The sequence below is a fragment of the Halobacteriovorax sp. RZ-2 genome, assembly GCF_043196685.1.
Taxonomy (GTDB): Bacteria; Bdellovibrionota; Bacteriovoracia; order Bacteriovoracales; family Bacteriovoracaceae; genus Halobacteriovorax_A.
Genome location: NZ_JBEBMR010000002.1, coordinates 860,781 through 874,974, shown reverse-complemented (window position 1 = coordinate 874,974; position 14,194 = coordinate 860,781). Strand labels below are relative to the sequence as shown.

Genomic DNA, 14,194 nt, shown 5'->3' with positions numbered 1-14,194 from the left:
TTATTTGCTAATTTTCACTTCGTGAAAATGTCGCTTTTATATTGCGGAGACTTTCCCATTGGCCTTGAGACGAACCGCTCGGGCTTGGACCCTCGCTCTCGACGCTAATCTCTAGCTAAAGAGTTGGGGGCCAAGCGGCCAAAGAAGAATAAAAATCTGTTCAAAGTGCTTTTTCTTAACACACCGTCAATGAAAAAAACACTTAGCGCCTGACTTGTATCAAGTGATAAAAGACAAGCCACCTTTAGTCACCGATTCAATAACTTAAAAGACTACTTTGAGCAAGAACAAGATGGTTCAGACTCTCGAAGACCACCACTAGGATCTGAATTATTACAATACCCCGTCATAGTAATCGAGTCCTCACTCACTGAAAAATACTTCCCAGGAATCGGCTTAAAAAACTCTACATACTCCATATTTTCATCATACACTAAAGAACATCCTATGTTAGCCTCTTCTCCCTTTATAGGGATGCATGTGACAGGACAGGATGGTTTAGAGTCATAATATGTGCCACTACAATTCTCACCATAACTCATTCCATCACGAGGTTTTGGCTTGCATAACCCACCACAATACACCTGATCACTTTGACGACAACAACTTGCTCCTTCGCACAACTGTAAACTAGCAAAAAAACGACCTTTGTACTCAAATTCATCTAGATATAAATATTCTAGACTTAGGCCAAAGCTATAATTATTTGGAGATAATGGTTTGGCTAATGAGACTTTATTTCCCTCCTCTCCATTAAATAATTTCTTTAGCTTGTCGTTTGTATAAGTAAGGTCATATAATTCATTAAAGTCTACATATAAATCTGGTTCACTATTTAAAACAACCTCTACACTGTCTCCTTTATCAATAACAGTAAGATAATCCTTTAACTCTCCTGAGTTATCCTTATCTTTAAGTTTTATTTGATAATCACAAGTCGCAGGTAATGTATTTGCAAGAGTAGACATATTCTCCAGAAATACCTTTTGCATACTTTTCACCTCACCGGTAAAAACATCCTTAACAAATACATCTTTATTTAAATATAAACCTAAAAAACTATGGTTATCTCTTAACTGATTCGGTGAAAATGTATTTAATATATTTTTTTTAAAATTGCCAGGATCACTAATAAACGAAGAGAGTGCCCTTCCAAATAATGAGGAAGGATTTTCTTGACGTACGAAGTTATGGCTTGAAGGAGGAGGTGACGTATAACTTCCACTATATTTATTCAGAATATCATCATCTAAAATAATATATCCATAATTTGGATATTGATAGCCAGAGTTATGAGGAGGAGCGACGCCTAAAGCTGCAATTTTACGAGACTTAACATAATCACTATCTTCGTCGTTACTATACTCCAATGCATATGGAAAAGTATACAGATAAGACTGGTCTACATAAAGTGCACCTTGCGAGTGGCCAATTAATATAGTATTCATACTATTATCAACATTATTTAAAAGTTTTGTTTTCAATTGGTTTAAATCACCGCCTAATTCTTGATCTTTATTAATTCGATCTTTAATTTTTGAAACTCGCTTTATAATCTCCTCATGCATCAAACGCTCCGATTCACTTGTGTACACGGGACAAGGAAAATCTTCTACCAAGTAAGCTGCAAAACATTTATCAACAAAACTTTCTTCGACAGGTTCTATTATGTGTGAAAGCTGGTTAATTTGTTTTTGAGCTTCCTTTAAATCATAATAAGCATCATTAGCGAGATCACTAAAAACACCAAGAAGAATGCTTCCTCCTTCTGACCTATTATGAACAAAGTCAAACTCAACAGCCTCCCTCTTGCTAATCAAGCTCCCATTAAAAAAAAGAGATTCTAAATTTTTATCACTAGTCTCATATAAACTCTTAATACTATTTGTCTGCAGGACAGGACGACGCACATTACCTACTCCATTTACATAAATCACGTTAAGTGCTTTTGAATTACAAACAGTCGCATATACTTCCGCAAAAATGATCATAGAAACGAAAATCCATTTACTCATCATAACTATCATAAATCAACCTCCAGCGTTCTTTAACCTCAAGTTCCCCTCTTGACATAAACTTCGCAATCTTATCTTTAGTAAAATTTCGATAATCCCTATAATACTTTACTAAAACAGCACTCAAATACTCATGCGGAAGTTCACAATATTTATCAGGAAACAATTGATACGGGTATTTCTTGAAATCATTATTAGACCTTAAGTAGTACAGTTTATTAATTCTCAATCTTTTTTTGTACTGTTTACCTAGAATTTTTTTATATAATTTTAAATGGTACGCCCTACTTGACTCAACATCATGATGAAATCTATAAGAGACCTCATCATTAGGCATCAAACTTTCTGCATACGAATAGCACCCTTCCGAAAGACTCTCCTTGCGAAGCCATTCATAAACTGCTTTTTCATCATTCAAATCAAGCTCTAATAAGTCATAAGTATCATATACCCACTTTTTAGAAAGATACTTCGCTTCAGGAACTCTAAGAGTTTCAGCGATCCACTCCTGAACTTCTAAAAGTTTTTCTTCTTTTGATTTCTTTACAACTTCGTTTTTTTCTTTTGGATTACAACCAAAAAGAATAAACAATAAACTAATTAAGACAATCTTCCTCATTAAATTCATTCCTTGTTTCAGAATTATATAGATCATATATTTCGACTCTTTTTATTACTCTATCTACATTATCAAAGGTATTTCCTTCTAACTCAATAGCCAAGCTACTTGCTAACTGGTCATAATTTACCAAATTCTGAGACTTGAAATATTGAGACAAACAAAAAACTGCCTTTTCTCGTTTAAAAATCGCTTCATTGACCTCTAATTCGGTCATTACACTTAATAATCGAGTGTTTTCAACTTGAACGTTCTTTAGTTTCTGCAATAGATCTGAATTACCTTTGGCATAATTTTCAAGACCTCTTTGAATATCATCTCGTATCAAATCATTATCACTGTCTACTCCGATCAAAGTTGAAGCATTTTCTAAACGATCAGGATAGGGAACCGCCAGATTAAACACATTAATTATCTCAGAATGTTCAGTAACAATATTATTGCTACCTTTCGTTTCGAGTTTTACCGTATACTCCCCCTGCAAAGGAAATAAGTACTCTAGAACATATGATTCCGTAATAATAATTTCTCCATTAACATACCATTTAAATTCTTTTACATCTGTAAAGTTAGACTGTGACAATGAAGCATTAAAAATAACTTTAAGATTCGTATCTATCATGTATGCATAATTGGCCAGAGGTGTGCCATTTATGTTTAAATAATTAAAATTAATCTTAGCTTTAGTTTCCGCTGCGAGATTGTCTGTGACAATAAGTTCAATCGAGAATTTCCCATATGATGATGGTTTGATGCTTACGACGCTACCTTCGTAAGTATACTCATTAAAATTCCACTTAAAATCCAATCCTTCGCTATCATCGTATGTCCCTAAAGCATTACATTCAATACGATCAGCCTCTTTTTGACTACATTCTGCTTGTATTACAGGAGACTTATTTACTTCAATAGTTTTACTTAATGTGGTTACTTTTCCCTCGTTGTCTATTACACGATGCTCTATGTCTAGAGGTGATTCATCTAACAATTCTATTATAACTGACTGACCTTCATAAACTTGATCATTAATATAAAAAAATGATGAAGCTATGTACCCATCAGAATCTCTTGATGTCGACACACAACTAAGTTGAGTATGTATTGATTGCGAACAATCAAAAGAAGCGATAGGTGCAATATTCCCATTAACAAAAATAACTTGATTAGCTGTCGCACTTAATCCGTTATCATCTGTAACAGTTAATGAAACATTTACATTTCCACTCTCTGATACAGATACTTCATCAAGATTAAAGCTTGTATATTCAACTCCATTAACATTCCATATACTAGATACAATTACACCATCATCTGTTGACTGATTTTGACATGATACTTTTAAAGAACTTGGTGAATGACAATTAAAGCTTACATAAGGAGCTAAATCTTCTTTTACTTCTTGATTATTGTATTCCACTGAGTCAACATAGCTCCCATAACTAGTTGTAACCGTAATCTGAATAACATAATTATCAGGTTCACTATATTCATAGTCGAAAAAATCCCACGTCCAACTAGAAGAAGCTGGATCAAATGTCTCAACACTCCCATCACCCCAGTCAATTTCAATTGATTGAATCTCTTCTTCTTTTGCAAGTGCTACAACATCACATCCAACGTAGAGGCCACCTTCATCGAAGCATTCAAGATTTGAAATAAAATCCTCACCTTCTTCAGCAATAATGACTCGTGCAGTTTGTGAAGCGCTCATTCCATATTCATCTACAACTGTTAATGTTGCATAATATGTGCCCGGATCATAAAAATGCGTATGGATTGGCTCATTTCCAGTGTAGACAGTGCCATCCCCATAATCAAAGGTACGACTTACGATCTCACCAGTTGGAGACATTGAAAGATCAATATTAAATGCTACGTGTGGTGCAAAATATTGTTTTTCATATCTAAAGTTAACAAGTGGAGGCTGAGCAGCGACTTCCTCGTTTGTAACAGTTACTTGCTTTGTTAAAGTTTTAACTGTTTCTCCATTTTCACCGGCCTTAATAAACTCAACATTTACCTCATATGTACCAATCGATTGATAAGAGTGTTTAGCTCCTCCCTCATCCGGTACCCAATGCTCTGAGACCTCTCCGTCGCCCCAGTCAATGACAAGACCATCAAAAAGCCTTGCAGGGTCAAAAACTCCTCGAAACTCGATAAAAACCTCTTTTGGAGCAGAAGGAATTATGTCAAATTCCATAACAGGTGCAATGATCTCCATTTCTTCATTTGTTCCAACAAAAACTTTTCTTTGATATCTAAAGACTTGATTATAAATGTCAGTTACTTCAAGAGTTACATCATGCGCCCCACTTGCAATGTCATTTATAAAAATAGAATCAAGATGATAAAAACTTGGAAGATTATATTCTTGCTCATTTACAATAAATTTTGCGCTTGTAATTTGATCACGAGGAATACTTTGGATAAAAATAAGCTCTAGCATTCCATCTTCTACTGCATACTTAAAGAAAGCTTCTCGATCATTTGTTATCGGTGCAGAAACTGTAATTTTTCTTTGTGCTGTCGACACGTACCCGAGATTGTCTACTATCTTGGATTTCACATAGTAAATACCTTCTTGATTAAATGTATAAGTAAAAATATTGCCTTCATTTTTCTGCAGTACTTCTCCATTAACAGAAAAAGAATGCTCTAATATTCCATTTGTAGCACTTGAACGACTTGAATCAAAAGTTAATGTTTCACCAATTAGAACCTGTGTTTCAACTTTCTTAATACGAGAAGTAGGCCTCGATATATCAAAACAACTCCCTGTACCAAGAGTTATCATATTTCTCAACTTACACTCAGGTGCTTGCGCACTCAATCCAGTTGACTCAATGACGACATTGTTGGCCAGTCTTACTTCAGTGTCTGATATGATAGACATTTGCGGAGTTATAATTTGAGTATCTCTCCAAATACTAGAAAATTCATCACGAGATTCAATATTGATTGCCCCCGTAATATTATAAAAAGATGAATAACCAAGAGTTGCTCTTTTTGTACCGTATAGATTCAAATTAACAGCATTAACAGAAGATGTATTTCTAATATGAACCCTTGAGTCAGCGGACTCGCCATTAGAAACCAATGAAATACTATTAACATTAATTGTTGCTTCCTTTTGAATTGCTATTATCTTTTTTGAATAAAGATGAATATTGTTTGCAGAAATATTTTTTCCTGCGTGTAGACGAATACCATCTCTAGCATCAAGACAGATATCTCCAGTCGTATTGATTTTAAAGTCTTTATGGTATCTAACGAGGCATGGCGTATGTAGCTCTATATTTTCATCACCTAGTAAATCAAAAGCTATTGTTAGGTTACGACTTTTAAGATGAGACTCGGTTTTATATCTTTCAAGATCTGCTAGAGAGTTGGCCCTAAAGTTCTTTTCGCACACAATTGCTGTATCAAATTCTTGTTGTACACAAGACTCATCCGCTGAAACACTAACATTTAATACGAATATAAGAATTCCCAACAAAGAAAATAGTTTCGACATAACTTCCCTCACACATCAAATTTATGAAATGATTATCGGGTATAATCGAACTAAATATTACCTATTTCCACACAAGTTATATTGAGTCCGAGTTCATCGTATTTAGCAGTCTCAAAGTCAAGAAATTCTAAAGAAAGAGATTCCAGAAACTAGAACTTCTCTCAAAAAAATTGCCAACAATATGAGAAAAGTTGATTGGTATGAATGTGAGTCTGTTGTACGAGGAGATTTGTTACTCATTTTCACTTCGTGAAAATATCGTTCTTTTTATGCGTTAACTTTCCCATTAGCCCTGAGACGAACCGCTCGGGCTTGAACCCTCGCTCTCGACACTAATCTCTAGCTAAAGAGTTGGGGGCCTAGCACCGCAAACAATAGCCCGCCTTAGGGCGGCCAATTTTGCGGGTGCTTAATAGCGATCTTTAAAACGTATAATCAAAGATTGATTGATATGAAGGTTTCCGCGACGGTAGTCGATGAATTTTGCACGCATTAAGTTTTTTAATGAGTGAGAGAAGTCCACATCGGCCATAGCAAATTCTTTGTAAGGATAGCCGGCCCAAAGATTTTTAAGCTCAGCATGAAGATCTTTTTCTCTTTTTCTGAATTTACCTTGGTCTTTTAGATGGTAAATGATGAAAAGCTCTTCGTCTTCAAGATCAATTCCTAGGCCATAGCAGATGGCACTAAGGGCATGAACTGCTGCGATATACTTCTTATCTTTACCGAATTCATTTTGAAAATTAACGAAGCCTTTAAAGAATGCATCGAGTTTGAATACCATATTTTCATATACGGCATATGTACTTTTCGATGAGTCATTAGAGACGTGGATACACTTATGAAGAAGCTCTTCAAATTGATCCATTTTCTTAAATTCTACTTTTTCTAATATTTCTTCAAATGTTTCTTGTAATTGGTCCATAGTCGTCTTTCTATCACATAATTCCTAAGCTGCCTATTATTGAGTAATACCGCGAATCTGATACTCTCGTGACGGCTTACGACGGCGATCGTATTCCTTTTGTCCAGGAGAGCGAGAGTCATTGTAAATATCCTCTGCTCCATAATAATTACTGATCATACATACATTCAGTGCTGCAATACGATCACATTTTGATTTTACAATTCTCTTATAATTGGCCACGGCCTTTTGATTGCGGGCCTGTCTTTCTGGTGTTAAACGGTAGTATTCTACAAAGAGATTTCTATCCGCTGGATTAATTTCATCCTTGTACACATTGTAAACGAGCTTCTCGCAAGAAACGTCCTTAAGCTCACCTTCAATAGCTGGAAAGTGATTCTTTAATGTTGTTGCAGACTCAGAGCGGAAGCCCCCCTGGTCGTTGTCCCCTGCAAAGAAAGAAAGGTTTGAATAAATATCTTCAATCTTGGCGGTTTCATTTTCACATGAGTTAAGCATTTGATCGACTCTTGTTAGAAGCTTCTCAAGATTCTTCTTTGTCACCTCGGCATTTTCATCATCACAAGAAATACACCACTCTCTTTCAGCGAAGTCCGAGTTCACATAGAGCATGGTTGCCAGAAGTGTATTTTCAAGTCCACTCATGGCATCCGCATGGGCAGTTGGAATGAAAAGATCAAGGACTGTAAATCTTCGAGTGGCCTTAACTTTTTCAACAAGTTCATCAAAGGCCTTATTAAAATCAAGCTTCTTGAAGTCAACAGGACGCTCATTCAATAGAAATTGATTCTTAACCAGAGTTTCAATGGAATATTGTAATTTGTAGTTACCAACTCTAATGGTGGCCACACCGTTTTTAATCGTAGCAGGAGGGAGCTCACCGATGCCAGTCTTCTTTAGCCAGCGAAAGTACTTATGTTGCTCTTTAATATTTTTAAAGGATTGGGCATAGACCTCAGGGTCTTTACGTCTTTGATTGTAGCTATCCGTAATATTTACGAAGCGACGATAGTAGTTCTTCAATGCAAAGTCTTCAACGATGGCCTCGCCAGAGTACTCCTCTTTCTCCACAATCATTTTTGCATGAGTCTGGGTAGCTGTCGCCAAGAGGCCAACAAGCGCTAAGATCTTAATAATCGAGTTCCTCATAATTATCTCCCATACGCTTAACGGAGTAATTATATCAATTATTAAATATTTATGTCAGAGATCTAAAGATATCAGTAAGATAGCAAGGCCATCGACATGGCCTCGCTCTAGTTATGCCAATTAAAATTGTGCTGATAATTGAAAGATAAAAGATGAGCCACATTCGAATTCATCGAGCTGATTGACTCCACAATCCATTGCTGAAACCGAATAGTCCATTGTGAATGAGCCTTTTTCGGTATTCAAATTGAAGCCATCTGCTAAATCAAGGCCTTGGGCCGTAAGAGCTGGAGCGATTGCTCTTTCTAAGTTCTCTGCACTAATTGAGATTTGTTTGAGCTTACCAAATAAAGTCTTCTTAACCACTGCTGGTACCACAATATCAATTTCATGCTCTTCAAAGATAATTTGAACTGCTTTTTTAGAGACAACGTTTAATTTCATTTTATTAAGTATTTGCTTAGTAGGAACTCCTTGCGAGATTTCATTACGTGAGCCTTCAACACTAATAACCATGTCGAAGTCACCTTCAATTGTCGATTTTGTTCCAGTAAGAGCATCTCCCTTAACCTCATAGAAATCCTTACCACGAAGCTCGATCGTAATTTCCATACCATTTTCAAGGTGATTAAAGCTTGTGTTAACAGTCTTAGCTAATTCATTATAGCTTACACCCTTGGCAAGAGCTTCAGTCATTGCCGTTGAACAAGATTCAACCTGCGCAAGATCTCCTCTTTTAAGTAAGGCAGCGGCCTTAGTGGAACCCTCAAGAGCACGAGCATAATTTACTGCAGCTTCACTATTTGAAAAGCGACAACTTGATAGGCCATCATTAACTGATAATGATGCAAATGCTTGAGTGCTTAATAAAGTGATTGCCGTGGCAATAATAAATTTATTCAATTCAGGCTCCCTTGTACCTTCTTAAAAGTCTGGCAGTAAATTATCATATCTAGGAAATCTATCGAGTTATTTGAAAATTTGCCAATGGATGTCTTAGATTTAGACGCCTATTTTAAACAGGGAGAAATGGTCTTAAAACTTAAGATTTCTCTTAAGTTTCAAGACCTTAGAGCTTATTTAGTCTTCATTTGCTCAATAAATAATCGATACAATGAAGGGAGAACAACAAGTGTTAGAAGTGTTGCAGATATAATTCCTCCAACGACAACTGTAGCAAGAGGCCTTTGAACCTCTGCCCCTAGCCCAGTTGAAAAAATCATCGGCAGGAAGCCGAAAATATCCGTTAAGGCCGTCATAAGAACTGGACGAAGTCTAACCATTGTCCCTTCCCTCACAACGTCATCAGGTGATTTTCCATCAGCTAAGAGTCGATTAAAGTAAGTCACAAGAACAACACCGTTTAGAATACTAATCCCACAAAGAGCAATAAAGCCAACCCCAGCAGAAATACTAAATGGTAGACCTAAAATCTTTAATGAAAGGACACCACCAATAAGGGCCATTGGTGCACAAAGAAAAATGAGTAAGACTTGTGCATAATTCTTAAAGGCCGCATAGAGCATAACTAAAATGAGAAGCAGGGCCAAAGGAACCAGAACGCTTAGTCTTTCTTTAGCAGAAATAAGGTTTTTAAAGCTTCCACCCCATTCGATATAGTAACCTTCTGGAAGACTAACTTCTTTTTCAACAATCTCTTTTGCAACTTTAACAAAATTTTCGATATCTCGAGTTCGTGGATTAATAAGAATAGCAAGTCTTCGAACAGAGTTTTCACGACTAACTGATGCATATGTTTCAGAAAGTTCAATATCGGCCACATCACTAATCTTAACAGTGTAGCCTTCAGAGATTCCAACAGGAAGATTTGAAATTGTCTCCACATCCTTCCTCTCGTTTGCAGACAAACGAGTCATGATCGGATACTTCTTAACACCATCATAGATATCCCCAACTTGGGCACCACCGATAGCAGTTGAAATAACATCAAGTACAGGTTTACTACTTACGCCTAGTTTAGCTAGTTCATCAAGCTTTGGCGTGTATTGAATCATTGGAGCGAGCCCTTTTGATTCAACTTCAACTTCTCCTGCACCAGGTGTTTTTGCAATGGCCGCAGAAACCTTAGTGGCGATCTCTTCAATAACTTTTAAGTCTTCACCGTAAACCTTAGCAGAAACAGATGCCCTTGTTCCTTCAAGTAACTCGTTAAAACGCAGCTCTACAGGTTGAGAGAACATGGCCACTTGAGCTGGTATATTTAAGGCGAGGGCCTTTCTTACTTCCTCCATAAGCTCGGCCTTGTTTTTGATATGTTCATTCTTAGGCCACTCATCTTTAGGCTTAAGCATGACATATGAGTCCGAGATATTGACACCCATCGGGTCCGTACTAATTTCGGCGGCTCCTGTTCTTGCAAAGACCGTCTTTACTTGAGGAAACTCTTTAATAACATCTTCACTTAAGCGTTGAAGGTGAATTGAGTTTTCAATACTAACATTAGCAGGACGGATAAACTGAACAGCAAAGTCCCCTTCATCTAATTGAGGAATAAACTCTGAGCCCATGCCCATAAAAAGAATTCCACCGAGAGCAATAGCAGATACGCCAAAACCTAGGACAGTCTTTTTAAATCTTAAGGCCAATTCTAGAATTGGTGCAAAAGCCTTTTTTGCAAGAAGCATGATTCTTGGTTCACGATCTTGTGTATTAGAGCTTAAGAAAGTTGCAGCTAGAGCAGGAACTAAGGTGAATGAAAGTACAAGTGCTGAGGCAAGGGCCATAATAAAAGTTGTGGCCATAGGGCCAAACATCTTTCCTTCAACCCCAGTCAGTGCAAAGAGTGGAATGAAAACAGTAATAACAATAATCTCTCCAAATCCAGCTGCTGAGCGGATTTCAATAGCACTTTCCACAACAAGGTCTTTAATTTCAGCTCGTGTTAAGGCACGTCCAATTTCCTTTGTTTTCTTTTGTAAACGGTGGACACAATTTTCAATAACAATAACAGCACCGTCAACAATGATTCCAAAGTCCAGAGCACCAAGGCTCATTAAGTTTCCTGAAACATTTTGCCAGCGCATTAGAATGAAAGTAATCAAAAGAGATATTGGAATGGTAGCAGCAACAATAATTGCGGCCCTAATATTTCCCACAAGAAGCATGAGAAAGGCCATCACAAGTCCGGCACCTACAATTAGGTTATGCTCAACTGTACTTAAGGTAGCATTAACCATATTCGAACGATTATAAACGATTTCGAGATTTACCCATGAAGGAAGATCCTTTTTAATCTCGTTGATACGCTCTTCAAGCCTAGTTGAGACTGCACGCGAGTTTTCCCCAAGAAGCATGAAGGCCGTGCCGATGACAACTTCTTTTCCATTATGAGTTGCTGCTCCTGTGCGAATCTCTTTATCAAACTTAACAACGGCCACATCTTTTACTCGGATGATATCAAGAGAACCAAGGCGTTTGATAACAATATTTTCGATATCAGAGATATTCTTTAAAAGACCAACACCGCGAACAAGAAGTTGCTCACCTGTTTGAGGAATATATCCTCCCCCAACATTTTGGTTCGTACTCTCGATGGCATTTTCAATATCATCAAAGTGAATTCCAAAGCGGGCCATTTTATCAATGTCTGGCTGGATGAAATATTGCTTCTCATAACCACCAATTGTATTAACTTCTGTCACACCTTTAACAGTTAGAAGTCTTGGCTTAATCAACCAATCTTGGATTGAGCGAAGCTCCATAAGCTTCAGCATCTCCTCTTCTTCAGTTTTTACTTCTCCCTTAAAACTTAAGGAGTAGTGAAAGATCTCTCCAAGTCCTGTACTGATTGGCCCCATCTCTGGTTTCATTCCTATAGGAAGATCAATATTAACAAGCTTCTCTGAAGTAAGTTGTCTGGCACGGAAAATATCCACATCATCATTAAAGATGACAGTAACCTGTGAGATACCGTACTTCGATACAGATCGTGTTTGCTCAACTCCTGGCATTCCCGTTAAGGCCGACTCAATTGGAAACGTTACCATTCTTTCAATTTCTTCAGGAGTTAACCCTTCAACAGGAGTATTAACCTGCACCTGGGTATTTGTGATATCCGGAACGGCATCAATTGATAATTTATCAAATGAGTAGATACCTCCAATGATTAGAATGGCCGTCGCAATAAAAACAAAGAGACGATTATGAACACTAAATTCAATTATTTTATTCATCATGATTCTTGCCCCCGTCCTTAGTGTGCGTGGCCGTATTCAGACTCATCTGTCGAGAAGATATCTGAAACGCGAAGAAGACCGATGCCGCTAATAACGATTTCATCACCTTTAGTAAATGACCCCGTTAACTCATGCTCGTCTATTAACTTAAAGAAACCTTCCCTCTTGCGATAAAGAGCGCGCTCCTTTCCAACAACCACGTAGGCGCTATCAGGAATATTATAAAAACCCTTTTCAAAAGATGTCGTCTTTATAGCAAGTCTCTTCTGAGCTTCATGAGACAGTTGAAAACCGTGTGTTTCATCAACCTTTGTGATGGCCTTGCCTACACCAGTTTTTTCGTCACCGTGTCCATGTCCATGGCCATGATCGTCGTGGTCGTCGTGGTCCTCGTGTCCTTCGTGATCATCATGTTCCTCATGTTCGTCATGGTCAGAATGTTCATCGTGTTTGTGTTCATCGTGTTTGTGTTCGTCATGATGAGATTCACAACCAACTAAACCTATCAGTAATATTAGTAAGAATATTTTTTTCATATTTGTTCCTCTAGAATTGTTCCTCTTAGTAAATAGATATTCCATAAAGCTTCGACTGCTCCCATTTCGTAGTCGTTTCGCCTAATGGAAAAGTCCACCATTTGTCTGTGGGCCTCAATAATCAGCGATGTTGAAATCACACCGCGATCAAAGAGCTTTTCTATTCTCTTATGTTTTTTTTCTAAGACGGCCTGAGAAACCATTTTCTTATATACTGATTGATAACGTTGATATTTTTGAATCCAATTCCTAAGATCAATTTGAAGATCAAGTTCATCATAACGAATTTGATACTCACCTTTTTTAACTGCGGCCATCCCCTTGGCCTTTGCTCCATCATTTGTATTAAAAACTGGTAAGTCAAAAGTAAGGCTTAGACCAAAGGCATGCTCTTTCTCATCATCAACTTTGGAGTATTCATACATAGGCCCAATAGAAAGATCACTATAAGCATTGGACTTGGCGACATCATACTCTGCCTTAGCAACGGCTAGTTGTGCGAGTCCTTTCTTATAGTCAGTGCTATCTTTTAACTCTAGTGATTTTAAGTTGATCTTTTTAAACTTAAATAATTTTGGCAGAGCACTTTTTGTGACAACACAATTCTTTCCTGCATTTAATTTTAAATGGACTTGTAGGTTTGCTTTTTCAGCAATTAGTTCTGATAGCCTGATGTAGTAATCATCCATCGCAAACGAAAGAGTCTCATACTCGACTTCTTGGCTTGGTGATAATGATTTTCTAATCTTGCTCTTCTTATCTAGCACTTTCTTTAGAGAATCGTAAGATTCTTGATAGACAGGAATGAGTTCTTGAATTTGTCTAAGGCGATACATATTTAGAATATTTTCTAAAACAACCTTTTCCTTTTCACCTTTCGACTCAAGACTTCCAAGCTCTTTTAATCTCTGTGCCCATGCTTTACGTGAACCTCTCTTTCCCCCTAGCTCAAAAGTTTGAGTTAGCTTAATCATGGAAGAGATTTCATTACTCCCTGCAGAGATGACTTCTGTTTCAACCTCAGGGTTATAAACCTGATTGGCCGAATTAATTTCACCATCAAGTATTTCTTCATTGGCCTTTGCCAAGTGATTGACTTGATGATTTGACTTAATTTTCTTCAAAAATTCATTAGCATCTGTGATACGACAACTCTGTCCATAGGTGTTTAAGCCTATGCACATTGCAAGAATCACGACGCTACTTCGACTAGTATTCATCGCATTAATCCTTTTTA

At 37.2% G+C, this 14,194-nt stretch carries 9 protein-coding genes; all 9 read right to left on the bottom strand.

The window, feature by feature from the left end:
* Positions 1–272: 272 nt before the first annotated feature.
* The 9 genes from ABMA78_RS10290 to ABMA78_RS10250 all read right to left on the bottom strand — a co-directional run bounded on the left by ABMA78_RS10290 (position 273) and on the right by ABMA78_RS10250 (position 14,177).
* Positions 273–2,027 (bottom strand): hypothetical protein, encoded by a 1,755-nt coding sequence (locus tag ABMA78_RS10290; RefSeq protein ID WP_392859809.1) that lies wholly within the window; start codon positions 2,025–2,027, stop codon positions 273–275.
* Positions 2,008–2,634, bottom strand: coding sequence for a hypothetical protein (locus ABMA78_RS10285; protein ID WP_392859806.1), 627 nt, complete (start codon positions 2,632–2,634; stop codon positions 2,008–2,010). Before ABMA78_RS10285 ends, ABMA78_RS10290 begins: the two co-directional genes overlap by 20 nt.
* Positions 2,612–6,151: a PKD domain-containing protein gene (locus ABMA78_RS10280; protein WP_392859803.1), complete on the bottom strand. Its 3,540-nt coding sequence runs from the start codon at positions 6,149–6,151 to the stop codon at positions 2,612–2,614. The genes ABMA78_RS10285 and ABMA78_RS10280 overlap by 23 nt, the downstream gene beginning before the upstream one ends.
* 409 nt (positions 6,152–6,560) lie before the next feature.
* Positions 6,561–7,076, bottom strand: coding sequence for a hypothetical protein (locus ABMA78_RS10275; RefSeq protein ID WP_392859801.1), 516 nt, complete (start codon positions 7,074–7,076; stop codon positions 6,561–6,563).
* A gap of 36 nt (positions 7,077–7,112) precedes the next feature.
* Positions 7,113–8,225 carry a hypothetical protein gene (locus tag ABMA78_RS10270; protein WP_392859799.1) on the bottom strand — a complete coding sequence of 371 codons (1,113 nt, stop codon included), beginning with the start codon at positions 8,223–8,225 and terminating at the stop codon, positions 7,113–7,115.
* A gap of 120 nt (positions 8,226–8,345) precedes the next feature.
* Positions 8,346–9,128: a hypothetical protein gene (locus ABMA78_RS10265; RefSeq protein ID WP_103218086.1), complete on the bottom strand. Its 783-nt coding sequence runs from the start codon at positions 9,126–9,128 to the stop codon at positions 8,346–8,348.
* Positions 9,129–9,301: 173 nt separating this feature from the next.
* Positions 9,302–12,421 carry an efflux RND transporter permease subunit gene (locus ABMA78_RS10260; protein ID WP_392859797.1) on the bottom strand — a complete coding sequence of 1,040 codons (3,120 nt, stop codon included), beginning with the start codon at positions 12,419–12,421 and terminating at the stop codon, positions 9,302–9,304.
* A gap of 17 nt (positions 12,422–12,438) precedes the next feature.
* On the bottom strand, positions 12,439–12,957 hold the full coding sequence (locus ABMA78_RS10255; RefSeq protein ID WP_392859795.1) for a hypothetical protein: 519 nt from the start codon (positions 12,955–12,957) through the stop codon (positions 12,439–12,441).
* Positions 12,954–14,177: a TolC family protein gene (locus tag ABMA78_RS10250; RefSeq protein WP_392859792.1), complete on the bottom strand. Its 1,224-nt coding sequence runs from the start codon at positions 14,175–14,177 to the stop codon at positions 12,954–12,956. Before ABMA78_RS10250 ends, ABMA78_RS10255 begins: the two co-directional genes overlap by 4 nt.
* Positions 14,178–14,194: the final 17 nt, after the last annotated feature.